We start from the raw sequence: 23,721 nt of genomic DNA, 5'->3' as shown, positions 1-23,721 counted from the left end.
GACACGCTGCCGGGGCTCGAATTCGCACGGATTTCCGGCCGGACAGCGTGGTTTTCCAGTATAGCGGTCTTGGCGCGCGCGCGGCAGTGAAGCGAGCAGGCTGCCCAGATAGCGAGACGTGTGGCGCCTCCAGGCGGCCATGCGCCGTCGCCGCGGCTTGTGTCAACCGGGTGACGCAGCCGGATAGAACATCCGGTTCAGCAGGGTCCGCACCATCGGCGCGAGTTCGCCGGCAGTCAGGCCGGCGGGGCCGTTGCCTTGCGCGGACAGCGTATCGGCCGCAAGGCCGTGCAGATAGACGCCCGCCAGCGCCGCCTCATAGGGTGGCAGCCGTTGCGCCAACAGCGCGCCGATGATGCCGCCCAGCACGTCGCCGGTGCCGCCGGTGGCAAGCCCCGAGTTGCCGGTCGGATTGACGGTGATGCGTCCATCCGGCGCGGCGATCACCGTGCCCGTGCCTTTCAGCACGATGACGCTGGCAAAGCGCGCCGAGAGAGCGCGCGCGGCGGCGAGCCGGTCGCGCTGGATGGTCGGCGTATCGGAACCGGCGAGGCGCGCCGCTTCGAGCGGATGCGGCGTCAGCACGCAAGGGTCGCTGCGCGCGCCGCGTGCGGCCACCTTGCCGGCCAGCGCAGCATTGGCGGCGATCAGGTTGAGGGCGTCCGCATCTAGCAGCTTGGGGACGTCGAGCGGCAACACGTCGTCGAGCACCTTGATGGCGCGCTCGCCGTCGCCCATGCCGCAGCCAATCGCGAGGGCGTCCATCTTGTCGAGCGGCAGGTCGTCGATGGCATGCAGCATCAATTCCGGATGCGGCGGATCGTAAGGCGGCGCGCCGCTGCCGAGCAGCGCGACGTGGATTTTGCCTGCGCCCGTGTGCAGCGCGGCGCGCGCCGCGAGGATCGGCGCGCCGCACATGCCGGTGGCGCCGCCGACCACCGCGAGGCTGCCGAAGGTGCCCTTGTTGGTCGAAAAATCGCGCGGCGGCAGATACGGTGAGAACAGGGCGGGCGCGTTGAGCAGCACCGCTTGCCGGGCGCTGGTATCCACGCCGATCGGCGCCACAGTGACGGCGCCCGCCAGATCGCGGCCGGAGGCCATGAAGAGCCCCGGCTTCGCGCCGATGAAGGTCACGGTATGGGTTGCACGCACGGCAGCGCCGCCGCCGACCACGTTGCCGGTGTCGCTGTCGAGGCCGCTTGGCACGTCGAGCGCCAGCACGCGGCCGTGGCGTTTGGCGCGCTGCGTCAGGGCCTGGGCGAGGGTGGCGAAGAGGCCGTCGAGCGGGCGCGCGAGGCCAATGCCGAACATGCCGTCCACCAGCCAGCTATAGCGGTCGAACGAGGCGGGCGGGGCCGTGTTGATCGTCACGCCGGCCGCGCGTGCCTCGCCGAGCGCCCAGCGGGCGTCGTCCGGTTTGACTTCCACCGGCATGCAGACTTCCACTTCGAAGCCGGCGCGGCGCAAGCCGGCGGCGACCACCAGCGCATCGCCGCCGTTGTTGCCGGGACCGGCGACGATCCAGACCGGCTGGCCGGCCCGGCTCGTGACCACGGCATCAGGGTCATCGGCATCGGCTTGCGTCAGTTGCTCTTTCAGAAACTGGACGGCAGCGTGTCCGGCGCGCGCCATCAAGGTGTGGGGCGGCAAGCCAGCGGCGGCATCGTGTTCGAGCGCGCGCAGATCCGCGACGCTCAGGAGCGCGAGCGCACGTTCGTGCGTATTGAGGAGAACGGGATTTTCAGCGGCAGCAGCAGACGTGGCGTCGGTCATGGGGCAGCGTCGGGGGAGCGGCCCTGACGGGAGCGAGGGCCTGGAACCGTCATGGTAGTGCGGATAGAGGATACGCGCGAGGCAGGACGCCCGATCACACCTGCGAGAGGACGCGCGAGACAGCCCGCGCGACGAAACGCAATGACGCGCAATGACGTGCAATGACGCGCCACTACGCCTCAACCGCGCGCCTCAACCGCGAAACCGCTCCGGCCGCAGCGCGGCGAGCGTGTCTTCCGGCAGATCCGGCGTGACGCCGCTGACCAGATCGGCCACCAGCTTCGCGGCCCCACAGGCGAGGCCCCAGCCCGCCGGCCCCAGCCCGACGTTGACGAAGAGCCGTGGATGCACGGCATTGCCGACCAGCGGCAGGCCATCCGGTGACAGCAGCTTCACGCCGTCCCACGAGAGCGCCGCGGAGATCTTGGCCGCGCCCGGAATCCAGTCGTGCGTGGCCTGACCAAGCAGCGCGAGCGCGTCCTTGGTCACGGCTTCGGGCAACACCTTGTCGGTCTGGTTGGCGGGTTGCAGCACCGCGCCGCCGGCAATGCGCAGGCGGTGATTCATGCGGGTGACGGTGATGCGCTTGACGGCGTCGACCACCGCCACATGCGGCGTGCATTCCTCATGCGCGATCGGTGCGGACAGCGTGTGCAGACGCAGCGGATGCAGCGGCACGCGCATGCCCAGCCGTTCGAGCAGCGGCAACGAGCCCACGCCCGCAGCGACCACGATCGCGTCGGCGTTGATGACGTCCACTTCACGCGTCGAGGTCACTTCGCCCAGACGCGGCGCCAGTTCGACAGCAGCGCGCTGCCCATCCAGACGGATCGCCGCGACTTCGCGGTTCAGCATGAAGGTGACGCCGCCTTGCGTATCGAGCGTCTGCTTGATGAGCTTGGTGAAGAGCGGGCAATTGGCGGTGCGCTCCTGGTCGAACAGCACGCCGCCGGCGAAGTCGGGGTCGGTCGGGACCGAGTGCTCGAAGGCCGCGCATTCTGCCGCCGTGAATACGTGGTGCGGCACTTCGAATTGCCGCAGCAGTTCGAGTGCGGGCTGCGTCTGCGCCCATTCCTGTGCCGTGCGGGTCAGATACAGCACGCCTTGCGACTGTTCGAATTCGAGGCCGAGGCGGCTTTCGATGTCGGTCATCGCGTCGCGCGAGCTTTCGATCAGCGGCCGCAGCAGCCCATACTGCCGGCTGAATGCCTCGGGCTCCTGCAATGCCGCCAGTTGACGCTCGAAGCCGCGCACGGCGCTGTTGAACCCGCTCTTGCGAATCACGCCGCTTTTCGCGCCCTGGCGGCTGTGCATGAAGGTCGGCCCGAACCAGACGTCGAGCGGGGTGGGCAGGATCGTGCCGCCGTTGCCATAGGTCGCGCCCTGGGCAACGGTCGCGTAGCGTTCGACGACGCACACCCGGTGGCCTGCTGCACGCAGTTGGTAAGCGGTGGCGACACCGACGATTCCGCCGCCAATGACAATGACATCCATGTTTGATTCGTTTTGCGGGTGAAACGCGCGTTCGAGCTGCGTTTCCCCGTATGCGTGACAGGCGGCGCCTGCGCGAAGCCGGCTGCACCGATCTGATGAAAGGGCGAATGATAGCAGCCAAATGGGGCTCACGCGCGGGCCTCGGTGCCGTAAAAAGCGCCGCGCGCGGGCGTTTCAGGCAGCGCCCGGCGCTCACGCAGCAGGGCGCTGGAAGGCCTTCCCGGGGTATAATCTCCGACTTCCTTTCGCCTCACGTCGCCCGCACGCGCGACTCACAGACGCAACGTCAAGTCCATGGCCCACTTCTCGTGTTTCCCCGGCGCTTCGGCCCTATCCGATTTCCGTCAAACCCGCCTGCTCGATACGCTCACCCGCATCGACGCCAATATCACCGGCGTCCGCGGCCAGTATCTGCACTTCGTGAACGCGCAGGCGCCGCTTGGCGCGGAAGACAGCGCGAAGATCGAAGCGCTGATGCACTACGGCGACCCGTTCGCGGAAGTCAAGGAGCGCGGCACGGCTGAAACCTTCCTCGTGGTCCCGCGTTTCGGCACGGTGTCGCCGTGGGCCAGCAAGGCGACGGACATCGCCCATCACTGCGGTCTCACGCACGTGCGCCGCATCGAGCGCGGCATCGAATATACGGTGACGTTGAAGAGCGGTTTGCTGGGCGGCAAGAAGGCGCTGTCCGACGAAGCGCGCGCCGCTGTGATCGCCGCGCTGCACGACCGCATGACCGAGAGCGTGGCGCCTTCGCGTGACCACGCCATGCATCTGTTCGACGAACTGCCGGCCAAACCGCTGCAAACCGTGGACGTGCTGGCCAACGGCCGCGCCGCGCTGGAAGGCGCCAACACGGAACTGGGCCTCGCGCTGGCCGACGACGAAATCGACTACCTGGTGGATGCGTTCACGAAGCTCGGCCGCAACCCGACCGATGTCGAACTGATGATGTTTGCGCAGGCCAACAGCGAGCACTGTCGTCACAAGATTTTCAACGCCGAATGGACCATCGACGGCGAGAAGCAGGACATCTCGTTGTTCAACATGATCCGCAACACCGAGAAGCTGAATCCGCAAGGCACGATCGTCGCCTACTCGGATAACTCGGCGATCATGGCCGGCGGCGACGCCGAGCGCTGGTTCCCGCGCAAGCTGGACCAGGCCTCGCAGACGTCGCAGACCACCCAGGCGGGCGGCGCCAAAGCACTGGAAGAGCACTACGCTCGCCACGTGGAATTGACCCACACGCTGATGAAGGTGGAGACACACAACCACCCCACGGCGATCTCGCCGTTCCCTGGCGCGGCAACTGGCGCGGGCGGCGAAATCCGCGACGAAGGCGCGACCGGTCGTGGCGCGCGTCCGAAGGCGGGCCTGGCGGGCTTCACCGTGTCGAACCTCGACTTGCCGGACGCCCGTGAAAGCTGGGAAAACGCCCGCGATACCTTGCAGCCGGTCGGCCATCGCAACCCGGCCGACGAGCAGCAGATCTACGGCCGTCCGGACCGCATCGCCTCGCCGCTGCAGATCATGATCGACGGGCCGCTCGGCGGCGCGGCCTTCAACAACGAATTTGGCCGGCCCAATCTGGGCGGCTATTTCCGTGCTTACGAACAGAACGTCGGCGGCCGCGTGCGCGGGTATCACAAGCCGATCATGATCGCCGGCGGCATCGGCAATATTTCGGACCAGCACACTCACAAGCACGATCTGCCGGAAGGCTCGCTGCTGATCCAGATCGGCGGTCCGGGCATGCGCATCGGCATGGGCGGCGGCGCGGCCAGCTCGATGGCCACCGGCACCAACACCGCTGAACTCGACTTCGATTCAGTCCAGCGCGGCAATCCGGAAATCGAGCGGCGCGCGCAGGAAGTGATCAACGCGTGCTGGCAGCTCGGCGCGAAGAATCCCATCCTGAGCATCCACGACGTGGGCGCGGGCGGTTTGTCCAATGCGTTCCCGGAAGTGGTGGATGGTGCGAGCAAGGGCGCCATTTTCGAACTGCGCAAGATCCAGTTGGAAGAGAGCGGTTTGTCGCCGCGCGAAATCTGGTCGAACGAAGCGCAGGAGCGTTACGTACTGGCCATTGCGCCCGCCGATCTGGCCGAATTCCAGGCCATCTGCGAGCGCGAGCGTTGCCCGTTTGCCGTGATCGGTACGGCGACCAACGAACGTCAACTGAAGCTGATCGACACCGAACAGCCCGCCGACGCCGCGCATCAGCCGGTCGACATGCCGATGGAAGTGCTGCTCGGCAAGGCACCGCGCATGCACCGCGACGTCACGCGTGTGGCCACCACGCTGCTGCCGGTGGATGTCACGGGTATCGCGCTGTCGGAAGTCGCCGTGAGCGTGCTGCGTCATCCTACGGTGGCAAGCAAGTCGTTCCTGATTACGATTGGCGACCGCTCGGTGGGCGGCACGACCGCGCGCGACCAGATGGTCGGCCCGTGGCAGGTGCCGGTGGCCGACGTGGCGATCACCACGATGGACTACGCCGGTTTCCGCGGCGAAGCGATGACGATGGCCGAGCGCACGCCGCTCGCCGTGATCGACGCGCCGGCGTCGGGCCGCATGGCGGTCGGCGAGGCGGTCACGAACATTGCCGCGGCGCCCATCGCGTCGCTCGACAAGCTGAAGCTGTCGGCCAACTGGATGGCTGCGTGCGGCAGCGCGGGGGAAGACGCCGCGCTGTACGACACGGTCAAGGCCATCGGCATGGAACTGTGTCCGGCGCTGGGCATCAGCATTCCGGTGGGCAAGGATTCGCTCTCCATGCGGACCAAGTGGGAAGACCAGGGTGTCGCGAAGGAAGTGGTCGCGCCGGTCTCGCTGATCATCTCCGCGTTCGCGCCGGTCGAAGACGTGCGCGGCCATCTCACGCCGCAACTGCGCCGTGCCGATTCAGCCGGTGACACCGTGCTGATCGCCATTGACCTGGGCCGCGGCAAGCATCGTCTCGCGGGCAGTATTCTTGCGCAGGTCACGCAGCAGGTTGGCGATGTGACGCCTGACGTCGACGATCCCGAAGATCTCAAGCGTTTCTTCGCCGCCATTCAGGCGCTCAACAGCGACGGCAAGCTGCTCGCCTACCACGACCGCTCGGACGGCGGCCTGTGGGCGACGGTCTGCGAAATGGCGTTTGCCGGTCACGTAGGCGTGTCGCTGAATGTGGACATGCTGACGCTCGATCCGAACCACGAATCCGATTACGGCGACGCCAAAGACTGGGCCAAGCAGACCAGCGGCCGCCGCGAAGACCGCACGATTCGCGCGCTCTTCAACGAGGAACTGGGCGCGGTGATTCAGGTGCGTGCCGAGGACCGCGATCTGGTGCTGGGCGCGTTGCGTGAGCACGGTCTGTCAGCATGCTCGCATGTGATCGGCAAGACCAACGACCGCGACACCATCGAAATCTATCGCGACGCGAAGAAGATCTACGAAGCGCCGCGTACCGAACTGCAACGCGCGTGGAGCGAAGTGAGCTGGCGTATCGCGCGTCTGCGCGACAACCCGGCGTGTGCCGATGCTGAATACGACGTGCTGCTGGACGCCGCCGACCCGGGCATCACGCCGCATCTGAGCTTCGATCCGGCACAGGACGTGGCCGCGCCGTTCATCGGCAAGGGTGCACGTCCGCGTGTGGCGATCCTGCGCGAGCAGGGCGTCAACTCGCATCTGGAAACGGCGTATGCGTTTGATCGCGCCGGCTTCGATGCCTATGACGTGCACATGAGCGATCTGCTGGCGGGCCGCGCAACGCTCGCGGATTTCGCCGGTGCAGTGGCCTGCGGCGGCTTCTCGTACGGTGACGTGCTGGGTGCCGGCGAAGGCTGGGCGAAGACGATTCGCTTCAACGCGCAACTGGCCGACATGTTCGCGGCCTTCTTCGGCCGCAGCGACACCTTCGCGCTCGGTATCTGCAACGGCTGTCAGATGATGAGCAGCCTCGCGTCGATGATCCCGGGTGCAGAAGCGTGGCCGAAGTTCACGCGCAACAAGTCGGAGAAATTCGAAGCGCGCTTCTCGCTGGTCGAAGTGCAGCAGTCGCCGTCGATCTTCTTCAACGGCATGGAAGGCTCGCGCATTCCGGTGGCCGTGGCGCACGGTGAAGGCTTCGCCAATTTCTCGCAGCAGGGCGATGCGTCGAAGGTGGCGGTGGCGATGCGCTTCGTCGATCACCGCGGTCAGGCAACCGGGCAGTATCCGTTCAATCCGAACGGCTCGCCGGACGGCATCACGTCCGTCACGACGCCGGACGGGCGCTTCACGGTGCTGATGCCGCACACCGAGCGCGTGCATCGCACGGTGCAGATGAGCTGGCATCCGCAGGGTTGGCAGGAGAACGACGGCAGCCCGTGGATGCGCGTGTTCCAGAACGCACGCCGCTGGTTGGGATAAAAGTCCCACGCTGTAGACGCAAAAAAGCCGCCCATTCAGGGCGGCTTTTTTGTTGGCGGCGTCGCAGTGAGCGCGCCAGCGAAAGCTTCGTGATTCGTGAGGTTAAGCGCCAGTCAGAACACGCGGTTCATGACAGCGCCCATCCCATTCACTGAATCTTCGCGTTCTTGCGCAAGCTTTCCTCGTACGCCTGCAGCTTCTCCTGCTGGATCTGCTGGACGATCTGCGGACGCACCTGTTCGAGCGGCGGCGGGGTGATCGCACGCGTGTCGTCGAGACGGATGATGTGCCAGCCGAATTGCGTATGCACCGGCGTATCCGTCATCTGACCTTTCTGCAGCTTCTCGGCAGCAGCAGCGAATTCCGGCACGTAAGCCTTCGGATCCGACCAGTCGAGGTCGCCGCCATTCTTGCCCGATCCCGGGTCCTTCGAGTATTGCTTGGCGAGATCTTCGAAGCTCGCGCCGGCCTTGATCTTCGCGATCAGATCCTTGGCTTGCTGCTCGTTGTCCACGAGGATGTGATGCAGGTGATATTCCTTGCCGCCCGCGTCCTTCACCAATGCGTCATAGCGCGCCTTGATTTCTTCGTCGGTCGGTTGATTGTTCTTCAGGTAGTCCTCGATCAGTGCGCGCAGCACCACGGTCTGCTGGGCCACGGCGACTTGCGCCTTGACGTCCGGACGCGTGGGGATGCCACGGCGAGCCGCTTCCTGCATCAGGATTTCACGGTTGATCAGCTCTTCACGCACGGCGGCCTGCAACTGCGGCGAATCCTGCTGACCCTGATGGACCAGTTGATCGACGAGCGCATCGACGCGTGCTTTCGGAATCGGCGTGCCGTTCACCACGGCGATGTTCTGTGCAAACGCAGGCGCAGCCGCAAAAGCGGCCAGCAATACCCAGAGGCGGGTTTTCTTCAAGGTCATCGGAAGTTTCCTAACGGGACTGCAAATCGAATTCTTCGGGCGTGTATGCCGTGATTGCGAGGGCGTGAATGCCGCGCTGCATGGCATCGGCCAGCGCATCATACACCAAGCGGTGCCGCGCCACGCGGGGCTTGCCGGCGAATGCAGCGGCCACGATCGTGACGCTGTAATGACCGCCCGCGGAGGCGCCGGCGTGCCCCGCATGCTGGGCGCTATCGTCGCGCACGGTGATGGAAGTCAGTGGCGCAAGCGCGGCGCTCAGGCGCGTTTCGATCAAGGCCATGCGCTCGGCAGGCGAGGCGTGCAGGAAGGTGTCGTCGCTCATGATTCGCTCACTCTTCCTCTTTCATGTATTTCGACAACCACAGGCTCTGGCCGACGATGAACACCACGAGGCAGCCGGTTGCGCCGAACAGCTTGAAGTTGACCCAGGCGTCGGTTGAGAAGTGATACGCAACGAACAGGTTGAGCAGGCCGAGCAGCACGAAGAACACCGCCCACACCACGCTCAGCTGGCTCCACGTGCGATGCGGCAGCGTGATCTGTTTGCCCATCATGGCTTCGATCAGGTTCTTGTTGAACGCCAGTTGCGAGACGATCAGCGCGACCGAAAACGCCCAGTAGAGCACCGTGGGTTTCCACTTGATGAAGGTGTCGTTGTGCAGCACGAGCGTAGCGCCGCCGAATACCGTGACGACACCGAGACTCACCCACAGCATTGGATCGACCTTGCGATGGCGGAACGCCACCCACGCGATCTGCACCAGCGTGGCGACGATAGCCACGGCCGTCGCCGTGAAAATGCCCCATATCTTGAACGCGACGAAAAACAGGATGATCGGAAACAGATCGAACAGGAATTTCATTATCTGGGCGGGGCTGATTAAGGAGCAGGGTAGACAGTGCCGGACGCCGTCGCGCAAGCGGGATAAGTATTTTGTATGACGGGAGGGCGGCGCGCCAGCCGGCGGCACCGCTCGTCTCGTCCCGCGCGGAGCGTTACTTGGGCTCGAATTGTAACGCAGCCGAATTGATGCAGTAGCGAAGTCCAGTGGGCGCCGGGCCGTCCTCGAACACGTGGCCCAGATGCGCGCCGCAGTTCTTGCACTGCACTTCGATACGCAGCATGCCGTGTGTGCGATCGGTTTTCTCCGCGATCACTTCGCCGTTGATCGGCTTGAAGTAGCTGGGCCAACCGCAACCGGCGTCGAACTTGGTGTCCGATTCGAACAGCGGCGTGCCACAGCAGACGCAGTCATAGATGCCGCGGTCCCAGTGATCGTGGTAGCGCCCGGTGAACGGACGTTCGGTGGCGGCGTGACGCGTAACCTGATATTCGATGTCCGAAAGTTGCTTGCGCCATTCGGCGTCGTCTTTCTGCAAGGCGGGGGCAGCGGTTTTGGTGTCGTCTGAACTCATGGTCGTATCCTGTCTCTATCTCGGTCTGGTTTTTGGGGCGGTCCGGTTGGCACCGGACCGGCTTGCAAGCATTCAGCTTCGGAACGCGGCGCAAAGGGCGCTTTTGCAGCGGTTTTTGCCGGCGTCTTTCACGAAGAGCAACTGACTTCCAGCGAACTCGCCCAATCGGGCGGCAGCGCGGCATACGCTTCGTAGTCCGGCTGTTCGTCGAAAGGGCGGCGCAAGACAGTTGCAAGGCGCTCGACTTCCGAAAAATCCTTTTCCCGCGCCCGTCGGATCGCGGTCTCTGCGAGGTGATTGCGGAGAATGTATTTGGGGTTCACGCGGTTCATTGCAACGGCACGCGCCGCGTCGTCGAGCGTTTCTTCGGACAGCCGCGCACGATAGTCGTTCAGCCATGCATCGCAGGCGGCGCGATCCAGAAACAGGTCACGAACGCTGCTGTCGCCGCTCGCATCGTGCTTCGAAACCCGCGCCAGATGACGGAACGTCAGTGTGAAATCCGCGCGGTTGGCCTGCATCACTTCGAAGAGCCGGTTGACGAGCGCGTCGTCGCCTGCGCGCTCGGTCTGCAGGCCGAGCTTGGCACGCATCAGGCGTTCGAGTGCGGGTGCGAAGCGGTCTTTGAAACCTTCCAGCACACGCTGCGCATCTTTCACTGCCTGCTCGCCGCGCACGTTTTCGTCGTGCTGCTGGCCGAGCAGCGGCAACAAACCCTGGGCGAGGCAGAAGAGATTCCAGTAGGCGATCTGCGGCTGCATCCGGTACGCGTAGCGGCCTTGCGAATCGGAGTGATTGCAGATGTAGCTCGCGTCGAAGCCATCCATGAAGCCGAACGGACCGTAGTCGATGGTGAGCCCGAGGATCGACATGTTGTCCGTGTTCATCACGCCGTGGCAAAAGCCGACCGCCTGCCATTGCGCGAGCAGGTCCGCCGTGGATTGCACCGCCGTCTCCAGCAGCGCCAGATACGGATCGTCGCTTTCCTTGCATTGCGGATAGAAACGCTCGATGACGTGATCGGCGAGCGCCTGCAAGGCATCGACGCGGTCGTTCGAATAGAAGTGTTCGAAATGGCCAAAGCGCACGAAGCTCGGCGCCACTCGCGTGACCACCGCCGCCGTTTCCACTTCTTCGCGCCGCACCGCCTGATCGGAGCCGATCACGCACAGCGCCCGCGTGGTGGGAATGCCGAGATGATGCATGGCCTCCGAACACAGATATTCGCGGATCGAGGAGCGCAGCACCGCGCGTCCGTCGCCCATGCGTGAATAGGGCGTACGTCCCGCGCCCTTGAGTTGCAGTTCGTAACGCGTGCCGTCGTGTTCGATCTCGCCGAGGCCGAGCGCGCGTCCATCGCCGAGCTGACCGGCCCACACACCGAACTGGTGTCCTGAATACACCGACGCATATGGCATCGACTCGGCGGGCCAGTCACGTGTGGTGTTGCCGGAAAAGAATTCGGCGAACGCGGGGTCTTGTGCGAGCGCGGCATCGAAACCGAGCAGGGCAGCCGTGTCTGGCGAGAACCCCACCACATAGGGCGCGCTCAGCGGCGCGGCTGGCAGGCGGGTCATGAAGACGCTGCCGAGTTGTGCAAACGCGCCTTCGCGCGTCGTGCCGAGGGCGTCGGCAAGCGCCGCCACCGGGCCCGTCAGGCCGGAAATGCTTGGGGAAAACGACATATTGAGCGCCTCTGGATTAACCGATATTGTAAGTCGGCGCCCGCGGCGCTGCTGGCGGGCCGGCGCACGGTGCCTGCGGTGCTGCATCAGGCTGCCAATGCGCCCATAAACGCAGCCACGGACGTGGCCACAAACGCGGCCACGAAGGCGGCGACGAACACAGCCACGAACGCGGGCCGCAACCAGTCTGTAATCCATGACAAGCGAAAGCGAGGAGACGCGCTTATATGACGACGCCGCTGCTGGGGCAGATGATGGATGTGCCGCTCAACGTATCTTCGCTGCTTGCGCATGCCGCACGGCATTTTGGCGCAACGGAGATCGTGTCGCGGCGTATCGAAGGGGACGTGCATCGCTACACCTACCGCGATTGCGAACAGCGCGCGAAACAACTGGCACAGGCGCTGATTGCGCTCGGCGTGCAGCCCGGCGAGCGGATCGCCACGCTCGCCTGGTGCGGCTACCGGCACCTTGAGGCGTACTACGGTACGGCCGGTTTCGGCGCGGTATGCCACACCATCAATCCGCGGCTCTTCACGGACCAGATCGCCTACATCATCAATCACGCGGACGACAGCTACGTGCTGTTCGACATCACGTTCGCCGCCCTCGTGGATAGCCTCGCACCGCAGTGTCCGAAGGTACGCGGCTGGATTGCGCTGACCGACGAGGCGCATCTGCCGCAGATGGACACGCCCGTGCTCTGCTACGAAACGCTGCTGGCCGCGCAGGATGGCGCATACGATTGGCCCGTGCTCGACGAGCGCAGCGCCTCGTATCTTTGCTACACGTCCGGCACGACCGGCAATCCGAAGGGCGCGCTGTACTCGCATCGTTCCACCGTGCTGCATGCATTCGGCGCCTCGATGCCCGACGCGATGAGCTTTTCCTCGAGCGATTCCGTGCTGCCCGTGGTACCGATGTTCCATGTGAACGCGTGGGGCATTCCGCACGCCGCGCCGCTGGGCGGCACGCGTCTGGTGTTTCCCGGCAAGGACCTCGACGGCAAGTCGCTGTACGAGCTGATCGAAAGCGAGCGCGTGACGTGTACTGCGGGCGTGCCCACGGTCTGGCTCGGCTTGCTCACCTACATGAAGCAGGCGGGTGTACGGTTTTCCTCGCTGAACCGCATGGTGGTGGGCGGCTCGGCCTGTCCGCCTGCCATGCTGCGTATCTTCCAGGAAGACTACGGCGTGCGCGTGATTCACGCCTGGGGCATGACCGAGATGTCGCCGCTCGGCACGCTCGCCACCCTGTCATGGGAACAGGCGCAGCGCACGCCGGACGAGCAGCGCAAGCTGCGCGAAAAGCAGGGCCACGTGATCTTCGGCGTGGACATGAAGATCGTCGACGCGGAGGGCCGCGATCTGCCGTGGGATGGCGTCGCGTTCGGCGATCTGCACGTGCGCGGCCCGTGGGTGATCGACCGGTATTTCCGCAAGGACGACTCGCCGCTCGTCGACGGCTGGTTTCCGACCGGCGACGTCGCGACCATCGACAAGGACGGCTTCCTCAACATCACCGATCGCAGCAAGGACGTGATCAAGTCGGGTGGCGAATGGATCAGCTCGATCGAGGTCGAGAACGTGGCCATCGCGCATCCCGCCGTGGCCGAAGCTGCCTGCATTGCCTGCTCGCATCCGAAGTGGACCGAGCGGCCGCTGCTGGTGGTGGTCAAGCGCAAGGACGCCCAGGTGACGCGCGAGGAACTGCTCGCGTTCTACCAGGGCAAGGTGGCGAAATGGTGGATTCCCGACGACGTGGTGTTCGTCGATGAACTGCCGCACACCGCCACCGGCAAGCTGCAAAAACTGCGGCTGCGCGAGATGTTTCGCGATCACGTGCTGCCGGGTGCCGTGGAGCGTGCTGTCTGAAACGCACTGTCTTGAACCCACGCATGCTGGTTCGAAAGCGCAGGGCGCGATACCTCGGCGTCCTGTGAAACTGCGCGGCACGAACACCCAGGGGAAACCCTTTTACGCTATAAATTGAACGAGCGTGCTTTTTTGTGTATTCTGCTTGCTGACCCGGAAATGTCGGACAATGAACCGGCACAGGCGGCGCGTCATGCGCCGCCTCACCGCATGGAGGCAGGCAGATGGCAGTGGACTATACGACTCATGACGGCGTGGCCGTCATCACGCTGAACAATCCCCCGGTCAACGGGCTCGGTCTGTCGACACGAGCCGGCATCGTCGAAGGGCTTGCGCGCGCGCAAAACGATCCGGCCGTCAAGGCCATCGTCTTGACGGGTGCCGGCAAAGCCTTCTCGGGCGGCGCGGACATCACCGAATTCAATACCCCCAAAGCCACTCAGGAACCCACGCTGCACACGGTCATCAAGGCCGTCGAAAGCAGCGCGAAGCCGGTCGTGGCGGCGATCCACAGCGTCGCGATGGGCGGCGGTCTGGAACTCGCGCTCGGCGCGCATTACCGCCTCGCCGCGCGCGGTGCGCAGATCGCCTTGCCGGAAGTGAAGCTCGGCATTCTGCCGGGTGCGGGTGGCACGCAGCGTCTGCCGCGCGCCATCGGCCTCGAAGCGGCGCTCAACATGATCGTCGCGGGCGCGCCGGTAATGTCGGAGAAGCTGGCCGAGTCGGGCCTGTTCGACGCCGTCGTCGAAGGCGATCTGGCCGAAGCCGCGCTCGCGTTCGCCCGCAAGGTGGGCGGCGCGAGCGGTCCGCATCCGAAGGTGCGTGATCGCAAGATCGAACATCCGAATGCGGAAGGCTTCATCCAGTTCGCGCGCAACAGCGTCGCGGCGATCGCGAAGAACTATCCGGCGCCGCACAAGTGCATCGACGCCGTCGAGTTCGGCGTGAAGAACGGCTTCGACAAGGGGCTCGCGTTCGAACGCGAATGCTTCGTGGCGCTGGTGCAGACGCCGGAAAGCCGCGCGCTGCGTCACGCGTTTTTCGGCGAACGCGCTGCGAGCAAGATTCCCGATGTGCCCTCCGATACGCCGGTACGCGAGATCAAACAGGTTGCGGTGATTGGCGCCGGTACGATGGGCGGCGGTATCGCGATGAACTTCCTCAACGCGGGCCTGCCGGTCACGCTGCTCGAAACGAAGCAGGAAGCACTCGACCGTGGCATCGCAACGATTCGCAAGAACTACGAAGCAACGGTGAAGAAGGGCAAGCTGAAGCCCGAGGTGCTCGAACAGCGCATGGCGTTGCTCACGCCCACGCTCTCCTACGACGATCTGAAGCAGGCCGATCTGATCGTCGAAGCCGTGTTCGAAGAACTCGGCGTGAAGGAACAGGTGTTCAAGCAACTCGATGAAGTCGCGAAAGCGGGTGCCATTCTCGCGTCCAACACCTCCACGCTGGATGTCGACAAGATCGCCGCGTTCACGAAGCGTCCGCAGGACGTGGTGGGCATGCACTTCTTCAGCCCGGCCAACGTGATGAAGCTGCTCGAAGTGGTGCGCGGCAAGCATACGGCCAAGGACGTGCTCGCCACCGTCATGCAACTGGCGAAGAAGATCAAGAAGACGGCGGTGGTGTCGGGCGTGTGCGACGGCTTCATCGGCAATCGCATGATCGAGCAGTACATCCGTCAGGCGCTTTTCATGCTGGAAGAAGGCGCATTGCCCGCGCAGGTCGACAAGGCGATCGAGAAATTCGGCTTTGCGATGGGCCCGTTCCGCATGAGCGATCTCGCCGGTAACGACATTGGCTGGGCGATCCGCAAGCGTCGCTATCAGGAACATCCGGACATGCATTACTCGAAGATCGCCGATCGTCTGTGCGAGACGGGCCGCTTCGGGCAAAAGACCGGCGGCGGCTGGTACGACTACAAAGCCGGCGATCGCACCGCGTATCCGTCGAAGCTGGTGGACGAGATGATCGTCGCGTTTTCGCAGGAAGCGGGCACGCAGCGTCGCAAGATCAGCGACGAAGAGATCGTCGAACGGCTGGTGTTCGCGCTCGCCAACGAAGGCGCGAAGATTCTCGAAGAGGGCATTGCGTCGAAGGCCTCGGATATCGACATGGTGTATCTGACCGGCTACGGCTTCCCGCTGTGGCGCGGCGGCCCGATGCTCTACGCGGATACGGTGGGCCTCTACAACGTCGAGCGGGCGATTCGCGGCTATGCCGCGCGGCCGAACGGCGACGCGTGGCAGCTTGCGCCGAGCATTGCGAAACTGGCTGGCGAAGGCCGCGGGTTTAACGGCTAAGCGGCTGATTGGCTGAGCGGCGGATGGCAGACGCCGCGGCGAACGCGCGGCACCGAGATGCGGGCAAGTTGGGCGAGCGAGTGAGATGAGCGAAATGGGCGAGAGGACGTGATGAGAAACGCCGACGAGGTGTTGCTGGTCATCGACGTGCAGAACGATTTCATGCCGGACGGCGCGCTCGGCGTGGCGCACGGCGACGAAGTCGTGCCGGTGATCAACCGCCTTGCGCGCGGTTTCAGTCACGTGGTGCTGACGCAGGACTGGCATCCGGCCTCGCACGTTTCGTTCGCCGCCAATCACCCAGGGCGCAAGCCCTTCGAGATGCTCACGTTGCCGTATGGCGAGCAGGTGCTGTGGCCCACCCACTGCGTGCAGAACACAGCGGGCGCCGCCTTGCATGCCGGGCTCGACATTCCGCATGCGCGTGCCGTGATTCGTAAAGGACATCACGTGCAGGTGGACAGCTACTCGGCCTTTCTCGAAGCCGATCGTAAAACGCCGACGGGTCTCGCGGGCTATCTGCGCGAAACCGGCGTGCGGCGCGTCTGGTGCTGTGGCCTTGCGACGGACTATTGCGTCGCGTGGTCGGCACTCGATGCGCGCACGGCAGGATTTGAAGTTGCACTGATCGAGGACGCAACCCGCGCCATCGATCTCAACGGGTCGCTCGCGGCAGCGTGGCGCGATCTGCTCGCAGCGGGTGTCGAGCGCGTGCAGGCCGCGGATCTCGAAGCGTAAGCGGGTAGGGCACGGGACTTCGGGCTGAGCTTGCCTGAACCACCTCATGCCTCTACGACGCCAGCGCTTCCCGGTCAGCTTGACGGCAAGGATTGCTGCTTACCGGGCACGCCGCGCACCCCACTTAACATTGGAAGCAGGAGACATGCATGACTGACGCCGTAATCGTATCGACCGCCCGCACGGCCCTCGCCAAATCGTGGCGCGGCGCCTTCAACATGACCCACGGTGCAACGCTCGGCGGCCACGTGACGCACGCCGCAGTGGAGCGCGCCCGGCTCGATCCGGCGCGCGTCGAAGACGTGATCATGGGCTGTGCGAATCCCGAAGGCGCGACCGGCGGCAATATCGCACGCCAGATCGCCTTGCGCGCCGGCCTGCCGGTCAGCGTACCGGGCATGACCGTCAACCGCTTCTGCTCGTCGGGCCTGCAAACCATTGCGCTCGCCGCGCAGCGCGTGATTGCCGGTGAGGGCGATGTGTTCGTGGCGGGCGGGGTGGAGTCCATCTCGTGTGTGCAAAACGAAATGAACCGCCACATGATGTTCGAGGGCTGGCTCAACCAGAACAAGCCCGAGATCTACTGGTCGATGCTGCAGACCGCCGAGAACGTCGCCAAACGCTATTCGATTTCGAAGGATCGTCAGGACGAATACGGCGTGCGCTCGCAGCAACGCGCGGCCGCAGCCCAGGAAGCCGGCAAGTTCAACGACGAGATCGTGCCGATGACAGTGCTTGCCGGCGTCGCGGACAAAGCGAGCGGGCGTCTCTTCACGAAGGAAGTGACGATCGCCGCCGACGAAGGCATCCGCGCGGATACCACGCTCGAAGGCGTCGCGAAGATTCGCACGGCGCTGCCAGGCGGCGTGATCACGGCCGGTAACGCGAGCCAGTTTTCGGATGGCGCATCGGCGTGCGTGGTGATGAACGCCAAGGTCGCGGAACGCGAAGGCCTGCAGCCGCTCGGCATCTTCCGCGGTTTCGCGGTGGCCGGTTGCGAGCCGGATGAGATGGGCATTGGTCCGGTGTTCGCGGTGCCTAAGCTGCTCAAGCAAGCCGGCCTGAAGGTCGAGGACATCGACCTGTGGGAACTCAACGAGGCCTTCGCCGTGCAGGTGCTGTATTGCGCGGACAAGCTCGGCATTCCGCAAGACCGGCTCAACGTAAACGGCGGCGCGATTGCGGTGGGCCACCCGTACGGTGTGTCGGGTGCGCGTCTGACCGGCCATGCGCTGATCGAAGGCAAGCGGCGCGGCGCGAAGCTGGTGGTGGTGACGATGTGCATCGGCGGCGGCCAGGGCGCAGCGGGGCTGTTCGAAATCGTTTGAGGGTGAGTGAGGGACGCGTTAGAGACTGTCGTTGACGCGGCAGTGCACTATGAAGAGCGGGCGCAGGTTGGGGCGATGTGAAAACGTCGTTTCCGGCTTGCGCCCGCTTGGCGTTTACGCGCCTTGTCGCGTGAGCTTTTCGTATGAAGCGGGCGGCAATCGCAACTCAACACGCGAAGCTTCAACACGGGTTGGCGCAAATGCCAATGAAACGGTTGCAGATGAACGCAAAACGGATTTCAATGCCGTACAACGCTTTGTCACGCAGTGGTGTTAGCGGGTCTCATCTCACTCACTCTTCATAGGAAAGCGACGATGCATCGACGTCAATTCATTACCGGCACCAGCGTGCTGCTGGCGGCGAGCGGACTCACGCTCGGTGGCTGTACGACGACACCGCTCGGTTCGGGAGAGACCGCCGAGGACAACGCACAACAGCGCAACATCATCAACGCCGGCATCGATTCGACGCTGACCCGTCTGCAATCCACTGTGAACGGCTCGCAGGAAATCCTCGCGAAAGCACGCGGCGTGCTGGTGTTTCCGTCGGTGTTCTCGGCCGGCTTCTGGTTTGGCGGACAGTACGGGCAGGGCGGCTTGCGTGTCGACGGGCAGACGACGGGCTACTACAGCACAGTCGCCGGTTCGTTCGGGCTGCAGATCGGCGCGCAATCCAAGGCGATGGTGTTCGCCTTCCTGACGGAAGAGGCGCTCGGGCGCTTTACGCAGAGCCAGGGCTGGGCGGCCGGCGCGGATGCCACCGTCGCGCTCGCGAAGATCGGCGCGAATGGCAACCTGGATACGTCCACGGCGATGAGCCCGGTGGTCGCGTTCGTGATGACCAACGCGGGGTTGATGGCGGGCATTTCGCTGGAAGGGACCAAGGTGTCGCGGCTGTTGATTTGACGAGGGGCATCACACCACGTCCACCACGACCTTGCCGCGCGCCGTGCCGCTCGTCAGAGCCTCGTAGGCCGACTCCGCCGAAGCCAGATCAAACCGGCTCGGATCAAGACGCGGTTTCAACTGTCCCGCTTCGGCGAGCCGCGTGGCTTCCCGTAGCATGGCGCCGTGGTGCGCGCGATTCTCGCCCGTGAGCAGGGGATACAGCGTGAACACGCCCGAATAGCTCGCCTCGCGAAACGACAGCGGCGCGAGCGTATGCGTGCCCCAGCCCAACGCGCTGACCACGTGGCCGAAATGTTTGACGGCGGCGAACGATGCATCGAGCGTCGTGCCGCCCACCGTGTCCACCACCACATCGAAGCCTTTGCCGTGCGTGTGCGCCGCGACGTATTGCTCGACGCTCTGGGTCCGATAGTCGATTGCCGTCGCGTCCCACGCGGCGATCAGGCTTTGATCGCGCGAGCTGGCCGTCGCAAAGACCTGCGCACCAAGCGCGCGCGCCAGTTGCACCGACACGCTGCCCACGCCGCCCGCACCGCCCTGAACCAGCACCGTCTGGCCTGCTTCGACGCGCGCCCGATCGACGATGCCCGAATACGACGTGATGAACGCGAGGGGCAATGCGGCGGCTTCACGCATCGACAGATTGGCGGGTTTGAGCGCGAGCAGATCGGCGTCGACGGCTGCGTACTGCGCAAGCGAACCCTGAATGCCACCGACGCCGCCCGTCATGCCATACACCTCGTCACCCACCTCGAACGCAGTGACGCCTGGGCCGACTTCCGCGACCACGCCGGCCATGTCGATTCCAAGCACCAGCGGCAACGGGTGCTTGGCGTGCTCAGCGGCGCCGGCGCGGATCTTGGTGTCGAGCGGATTCAGTCCGCTCGCTGCGATCCGCACCAGTACCTGACCGCGCGCGGGACGCGGCATCGACACCTCGGTCAGTTCCAAAGGACCGTGGTAGCGGTTGAGAACGAGTGCCTGCATGGACATGATGGGTGCCTTTTTCGGTTGGAGATCAATCCGGTTTGGGAGCGGATCTATCGTGTGATGAGCCGTTGATGCAACGAGGCCACGCATCCATCTTGTATCATGCGTAAATGCATGTACATCAAAGAATCAGAATGATAATCAAACAAAAATGACTGAGCGAGCGATGGAATGGAGTGACGTCCGTGTGTTTCTGGCGATTGCCCGCTGCGGCACGCTGGGCGCGGCTGCGCGTCAGATCGGGCAAACCCAGCCGACCATGGGCCGGCGTCTGCGGGCGCTGGAGGAGGCGGTCGGCAACGCGCTGTTTCAGCGCACGCGCGACGGCTTCGTGCTGACCGACGAGGGCGCCGCGGTCCTTGCTCATGCCGAACGGATGGAAGAGGAAGCGCTGGGCTTTACGCGGGCGCTGGCCGGCACGGACGCCAGACTGACCGGTCTGTTGCGCGTGTCGTCGTCGGACTGGTTCGGTGTGCACGTGTTGACACCCGTGTTCGCGCGCTTTCTCGCGCAACATCGGGGCGTGTCACTGGAGCTGGTCACGGATTCGCGCCCCTACAATCTCGCCCGCCGCGAAACGGACCTGGCGTTCCGCATCACGCCGTTTGAAGAGCCCGACGTCATCCAGCGCAAGTTGATGCGTATGGACTACGCGCTCTATGGCCGGCTGGACCTCGTCGCACCGCGAGCGGGCGACGGGGAGGGCTTCGACATCATCAGCATGGACAGCGCATTCGGCACGCTACCGGACGTGGAATGGGTGAAGCACATGCTGCCGAACGCGCGGATTGCCTTCGGCAGCAACAATCGCGGCGCGCAGGCGCGCATGTGCGCCGAAGGCGGCGGCTTCGCCGTGCTGCCGTGTCTGCTGGGGGACAGCACGGCGGGGCTGCGGCGTATCGATCTCGGCGAAGCGCCGCCGGGACGGGACGTCTGGCTCGGCTATCACCGCGATCTGCGGCGCGTCGCGCGTCTGCGGGCGCTGCTGGATATCACGATCGGGGCGCTGGGGGGGCGGCTGAATGAGCTTCTGAATGAGCGGCTGGGACGCGTGCATAAAACAGTACCTTGCATAAAACAGTAGGGGTTGCTATATTTCGGTCATGGCCACCGCGGCTGCAACTCCGACCGGTGACAGTGCATAGCACGGTACCTTGCAACGCACACTACAACCGTGGACTTAGATGAAAACGCAGTTAAAAAAAGGAACGCTCGACATGTGTGTGCTGGCCGTCCTCGCTCGCGGGGACAGCTACGCCTACGAGCTGGTATCGACGCTGGCGGAAACGATGGAAATCAGCGAAGGGACGATTTACCCGCTGATGCGTCGTCTGCAGGCCGAAGCCTGGGTCTCGACGTACCTGGTGGAATCGAACTCCGGGCCGCCGCGCAAGTATTACTCGCTGACCGGCCAGGGCCGCCGCAGCTTGCTTGAAATGGAAGACGAGTGGCGCAGTTTCGTGGACGAAGTCAACGGCGTGCTGCAGCAACCCGGCAACAAAACAGAAACAGGGGACAACCCATGAAGCAGGACGTATTCATTGAGACGCTGCGCCGGGAGCTGAGCAGTCTGCCGAAGCAGGCGGTCGATGAAATCATTGCGGACTATCACGAGTACATCGGCGACGGCCTGGCCGCCGGGCGTCGTGAGGAAGACGTGATCGCCGCGCTGGGCGACCCGGTCAAGCTGGCCCGCGAACTGAAGGCGCAGGCGAATTACCGTCAGTGGCAGGACCGCCGCTCGGTGGGCAACCTGATCCGCGTGATCGTGTCGATCTCGGGCCTTGGTCTCCTGAACGTGCTGCTGCTGGTGCCGTTCATGATCTACCTGATGCTGCTGACCATCGGCTACGTCGTATCGAGCGCGCTCACCATCGCAGGACTGGTCGGCGTGATCGCGTTGAGCAGCCATCACTTTTTCGGCAAGACCGCGCGTGATGCGTTGCCGTTCAGTTTCAGCAGCAGCGAGTCGGAAAAGCGTCCGCAGGTGGCGGCAAGCGGCGCATCGGCAAGTGCGGCAGCGGGGGCATCCACCGCACAGGCCGCAAACGACGATGACGACAACGACAGCGACGACGCACCGGGCAATCTGAAAGACCTGAAGATCGTCGGCAACCGCTTCGTGTTCGATCTGCAGGAAGGCAGCAAGCTTTCGCTGGTGACGCGTTCGGGCGCCATCGAAATGTCCAAGAACGAGGACGGCAAGCTCAAGTTCGAGAGCACCTCCGAGGACGCGCGCCACATGCTGACGAAAAACAGCGACGGCACGTGGAGCATCGCCCGCGACGACGTGGTGGCGCTCGACCTGAAGGATGACGACGACAACCGCGTGTCCGTGTCGCGTTCCGGCAAGGACGGCTCGATGGTGTGGGACGTATCGAGCGACGACGGCGACAACGTCAAGGTGGAACAGGACGGCAACGGCCACTCGAAACACATGACGGTGCATAGCGGCACGGACTCGGTGGACATCGGCAGCAGCGGCGTGAATATCGACGATGGCCGCGATGTGATCCACGTCAAGGCATCGAAGAGCGAATACACCTACGCCGTTGTGATGTTCCCGGTTGGCGTGATTGGCCTCCTGCTGTGCATCTGGTTGACCCGCGTGACCTGGCGCGCGGTGTCGCGTTACGTGAAACGGCAGTTCGACGTCATCTCCGCGAGCCTCGACCGCGGGCAGACGTCCTGAGAAAAACAACGTGTCTGTAGCACCGAACACGCAGCACCGAACATTGCAGCACCGAACATTGCAGCACCGAACAGCCCGGCAGTAAGAACCTCACTTTCGCTATTGCTAAGGATCTCATCATGAACACCGAATATCTGCGCGACGTTTCCAAGGGAAGCCGTCTCCATCAAGTGCCGGTATTGCCGTTTGCCGGTGGCAGGGAAGTCAATCCGCTGCATATCGTCGAATGGCTCGCGAGCGGCTGCCGTGCGCTCGCCCAGCAGCCCGTGCTGTGGCTGAGCGTGCTGTTGATCAGCGCCGATTGCGCGACGCTGTTCGGCATGCTGCCATTGCTGCGGCCGCTCGCCGTGCTGCTCGCTCCGGTGGTAGTGGGTGCCCTGATGGTCGCGCAGGATGCCGCCAGCAAGGGCGAAACGGTGTCGCTGCGCGAACTGTTGGCCACACTCGGACGGCGCAGCAACGCGCTGTGCGTGATCGGACTGTATGGCGCGGCGATCGTCGCGATCGGCTATGTGGTGTTACTGGCGACCTTCCATGTGTCGCTGCAATCTTCCGTCACGGCAAGCGGCCAGCACTTCGTTTCCATTGTCTACGGCGGGGAGCAGGGCGTGCGCGGCGTACTGGAATCGCTGCTCGGCGCGTCGATCTTCGCTGTCGCGATCGCCTCGGCATGCTTCGCTCCGGCGCTCGTGATGCTGCACGACATGACTCCTCATGACGCGATGCTCGAAAGCCTGAGCGGTGCCGCACGCAACTGGCCGGCCACGCTGGTCTACTTCGTGATCGTCACGGTGGCCGTGCTGCTCGCGCCGATGGTGCCGCTCGCTCTGCGCGCTCTCGTGCTGACGCCGGTCCTGACCGCCGTGCCGCTGCTGTCGCTCTACGGCGCGTATCGCGATGTGTTCATCGGGCGCTGAACTGGCCTGCGGGGTTGGCCTGCTGAATTGGCAAGCTGAATTGGCCTGAACAGGGAACAGGTTTCATGTAGTCGCAACAGACGAACTTCGTGGCTTGTACTTCGGCCGCAGGGTTGACGGGTTTATCATCGTGGCTACGCTGGCATGGCAGCACGCATGCCGCGTCGCCAGCGCGATCATCGTGACGATTGCCGCGTGCGGCCGCGCAGCGCCGCAAGGCAAAAGCAGCGGTGATCGGTTATCGTAAAGGCCTGCACAACC

The 23,721-nt window shown here is 64.4% G+C and carries 18 protein-coding genes; 10 read left to right on the top strand and 8 right to left on the bottom strand.

What is annotated here, in order from left to right:
• Positions 1–162: 162 nt before the first annotated feature.
• Positions 163–1,773 carry an NAD(P)H-hydrate dehydratase gene (locus D0B32_RS09365; RefSeq protein ID WP_117333685.1) on the bottom strand — a complete coding sequence of 537 codons (1,611 nt, stop codon included), beginning with the start codon at positions 1,771–1,773 and terminating at the stop codon, positions 163–165.
• 192 nt (positions 1,774–1,965) lie between these two features.
• Positions 1,966–3,267 (bottom strand): FAD-dependent oxidoreductase, encoded by a 1,302-nt coding sequence (locus tag D0B32_RS09360; RefSeq protein ID WP_117333684.1) that lies wholly within the window; start codon positions 3,265–3,267, stop codon positions 1,966–1,968.
• Positions 3,268–3,561: 294 nt separating this feature from the next.
• On the opposite strand from D0B32_RS09360, the gene purL reads away from it, so the two are divergent.
• Complete coding sequence (purL, locus tag D0B32_RS09355) at positions 3,562–7,671, top strand: phosphoribosylformylglycinamidine synthase (protein ID WP_117333683.1); 4,110 nt, start codon at positions 3,562–3,564, stop codon at positions 7,669–7,671.
• 148 nt (positions 7,672–7,819) lie between these two features.
• Here the strand turns inward: purL and D0B32_RS09350 are convergent, their stop codons facing one another.
• From D0B32_RS09350 to D0B32_RS09330, 5 genes are all read right to left on the bottom strand, one after another.
• Positions 7,820–8,599, bottom strand: coding sequence for a peptidylprolyl isomerase (locus tag D0B32_RS09350; RefSeq protein ID WP_117333682.1), 780 nt, complete (start codon positions 8,597–8,599; stop codon positions 7,820–7,822).
• Between the two features lie 10 nt (positions 8,600–8,609).
• Positions 8,610–8,924, bottom strand: coding sequence for a BolA family transcriptional regulator (locus D0B32_RS09345; protein WP_117333681.1), 315 nt, complete (start codon positions 8,922–8,924; stop codon positions 8,610–8,612).
• 7 nt (positions 8,925–8,931) lie between these two features.
• A complete protein-coding gene (locus tag D0B32_RS09340; protein ID WP_117333680.1) occupies positions 8,932–9,465 on the bottom strand; it encodes a septation protein A in 534 nt (177 codons plus the stop codon).
• Positions 9,466–9,598: 133 nt separating this feature from the next.
• Complete coding sequence (gene msrB / locus D0B32_RS09335) at positions 9,599–10,018, bottom strand: peptide-methionine (R)-S-oxide reductase MsrB (RefSeq protein WP_117333679.1); 420 nt, start codon at positions 10,016–10,018, stop codon at positions 9,599–9,601.
• 128 nt (positions 10,019–10,146) lie between these two features.
• Positions 10,147–11,703, bottom strand: coding sequence for a YdiU family protein (locus D0B32_RS09330; protein ID WP_117333678.1), 1,557 nt, complete (start codon positions 11,701–11,703; stop codon positions 10,147–10,149).
• A gap of 227 nt (positions 11,704–11,930) precedes the next feature.
• Between D0B32_RS09330 and D0B32_RS09325 the strand changes: the two genes are divergently transcribed.
• The 5 genes from D0B32_RS09325 to D0B32_RS09305 all read left to right on the top strand — a co-directional run bounded on the left by D0B32_RS09325 (position 11,931) and on the right by D0B32_RS09305 (position 18,858).
• The gene (locus D0B32_RS09325; protein WP_117333677.1) at positions 11,931–13,577 is read left to right on the top strand and encodes a 3-(methylthio)propionyl-CoA ligase; all 1,647 of its coding nucleotides are present in this window, start codon (positions 11,931–11,933) and stop codon (positions 13,575–13,577) included.
• A 224-nt stretch (positions 13,578–13,801) separates the two neighbouring features.
• A complete protein-coding gene (locus tag D0B32_RS09320) occupies positions 13,802–15,886 on the top strand; it encodes a 3-hydroxyacyl-CoA dehydrogenase NAD-binding domain-containing protein (RefSeq protein ID WP_117333676.1) in 2,085 nt (694 codons plus the stop codon).
• Positions 15,887–15,997: 111 nt separating this feature from the next.
• Positions 15,998–16,624 carry a bifunctional nicotinamidase/pyrazinamidase gene (gene pncA / locus D0B32_RS09315; protein WP_117333675.1) on the top strand — a complete coding sequence of 209 codons (627 nt, stop codon included), beginning with the start codon at positions 15,998–16,000 and terminating at the stop codon, positions 16,622–16,624.
• Positions 16,625–16,773: 149 nt separating this feature from the next.
• Positions 16,774–17,952 carry an acetyl-CoA C-acyltransferase gene (locus D0B32_RS09310; protein ID WP_117333674.1) on the top strand — a complete coding sequence of 393 codons (1,179 nt, stop codon included), beginning with the start codon at positions 16,774–16,776 and terminating at the stop codon, positions 17,950–17,952.
• Between the two features lie 315 nt (positions 17,953–18,267).
• A complete protein-coding gene (locus D0B32_RS09305) occupies positions 18,268–18,858 on the top strand; it encodes a YSC84-related protein (protein WP_117333673.1) in 591 nt (196 codons plus the stop codon).
• A gap of 9 nt (positions 18,859–18,867) precedes the next feature.
• Here D0B32_RS09305 and D0B32_RS09300 read toward each other — a convergent pair whose 3' ends face one another.
• The gene (locus tag D0B32_RS09300; protein WP_117333672.1) at positions 18,868–19,854 is read right to left on the bottom strand and encodes a zinc-dependent alcohol dehydrogenase family protein; all 987 of its coding nucleotides are present in this window, start codon (positions 19,852–19,854) and stop codon (positions 18,868–18,870) included.
• Positions 19,855–20,017: 163 nt separating this feature from the next.
• Here D0B32_RS09300 and D0B32_RS09295 point away from each other — a divergent pair, with 163 nt between their 5' ends.
• The 4 genes from D0B32_RS09295 (at position 20,018) to D0B32_RS09280 (ending at position 23,460) form a co-directional block, all read left to right on the top strand.
• Positions 20,018–20,935 carry a LysR family transcriptional regulator gene (locus D0B32_RS09295; RefSeq protein ID WP_404935540.1) on the top strand — a complete coding sequence of 306 codons (918 nt, stop codon included), beginning with the start codon at positions 20,018–20,020 and terminating at the stop codon, positions 20,933–20,935.
• A gap of 100 nt (positions 20,936–21,035) precedes the next feature.
• Positions 21,036–21,377, top strand: coding sequence for a PadR family transcriptional regulator (locus tag D0B32_RS09290; RefSeq protein WP_117333670.1), 342 nt, complete (start codon positions 21,036–21,038; stop codon positions 21,375–21,377).
• Positions 21,374–22,543: a DUF1700 domain-containing protein gene (locus tag D0B32_RS09285; RefSeq protein ID WP_117333669.1), complete on the top strand. Its 1,170-nt coding sequence runs from the start codon at positions 21,374–21,376 to the stop codon at positions 22,541–22,543. The genes D0B32_RS09290 and D0B32_RS09285 overlap by 4 nt, the downstream gene beginning before the upstream one ends.
• 119 nt (positions 22,544–22,662) lie before the next feature.
• Complete coding sequence (locus tag D0B32_RS09280) at positions 22,663–23,460, top strand: BPSS1780 family membrane protein (protein WP_117333668.1); 798 nt, start codon at positions 22,663–22,665, stop codon at positions 23,458–23,460.
• Positions 23,461–23,721 lie beyond the last annotated feature (261 nt).

Source organism: Paraburkholderia sp. DHOC27 (assembly GCF_003429005.1).
Classification (GTDB): Bacteria; Pseudomonadota; Gammaproteobacteria; order Burkholderiales; family Burkholderiaceae; genus Paraburkholderia.
Note: the sequence above shows the minus strand (reverse complement) of the source record. Positions and strands in the feature narration are given on the sequence as shown.

Coding starts and splice junctions, on each gene's coding strand:
- D0B32_RS09365 (WP_117333685.1), bottom strand. CDS start 1,773: ATGACCGACGCCACGTCTGCTGCTGCCGCTGAAAATCCCGTTCTCCTC.
- D0B32_RS09360 (WP_117333684.1), bottom strand. CDS start 3,267: ATGGATGTCATTGTCATTGGCGGCGGAATCGTCGGTGTCGCCACCGCT.
- purL (WP_117333683.1), top strand. CDS start 3,562: ATGGCCCACTTCTCGTGTTTCCCCGGCGCTTCGGCCCTATCCGATTTC.
- D0B32_RS09350 (WP_117333682.1), bottom strand. CDS start 8,599: ATGACCTTGAAGAAAACCCGCCTCTGGGTATTGCTGGCCGCTTTTGCG.
- D0B32_RS09345 (WP_117333681.1), bottom strand. CDS start 8,924: ATGAGCGACGACACCTTCCTGCACGCCTCGCCTGCCGAGCGCATGGCC.
- D0B32_RS09340 (WP_117333680.1), bottom strand. CDS start 9,465: ATGAAATTCCTGTTCGATCTGTTTCCGATCATCCTGTTTTTCGTCGCG.
- msrB (WP_117333679.1), bottom strand. CDS start 10,018: ATGAGTTCAGACGACACCAAAACCGCTGCCCCCGCCTTGCAGAAAGAC.
- D0B32_RS09330 (WP_117333678.1), bottom strand. CDS start 11,703: ATGTCGTTTTCCCCAAGCATTTCCGGCCTGACGGGCCCGGTGGCGGCG.
- D0B32_RS09325 (WP_117333677.1), top strand. CDS start 11,931: ATGACGACGCCGCTGCTGGGGCAGATGATGGATGTGCCGCTCAACGTA.
- D0B32_RS09320 (WP_117333676.1), top strand. CDS start 13,802: ATGGCAGTGGACTATACGACTCATGACGGCGTGGCCGTCATCACGCTG.
- pncA (WP_117333675.1), top strand. CDS start 15,998: ATGAGAAACGCCGACGAGGTGTTGCTGGTCATCGACGTGCAGAACGAT.
- D0B32_RS09310 (WP_117333674.1), top strand. CDS start 16,774: ATGACTGACGCCGTAATCGTATCGACCGCCCGCACGGCCCTCGCCAAA.
- D0B32_RS09305 (WP_117333673.1), top strand. CDS start 18,268: ATGCATCGACGTCAATTCATTACCGGCACCAGCGTGCTGCTGGCGGCG.
- D0B32_RS09300 (WP_117333672.1), bottom strand. CDS start 19,854: ATGTCCATGCAGGCACTCGTTCTCAACCGCTACCACGGTCCTTTGGAA.
- D0B32_RS09295 (WP_404935540.1), top strand. CDS start 20,018: ATGGAATGGAGTGACGTCCGTGTGTTTCTGGCGATTGCCCGCTGCGGC.
- D0B32_RS09290 (WP_117333670.1), top strand. CDS start 21,036: ATGAAAACGCAGTTAAAAAAAGGAACGCTCGACATGTGTGTGCTGGCC.
- D0B32_RS09285 (WP_117333669.1), top strand. CDS start 21,374: ATGAAGCAGGACGTATTCATTGAGACGCTGCGCCGGGAGCTGAGCAGT.
- D0B32_RS09280 (WP_117333668.1), top strand. CDS start 22,663: ATGAACACCGAATATCTGCGCGACGTTTCCAAGGGAAGCCGTCTCCAT.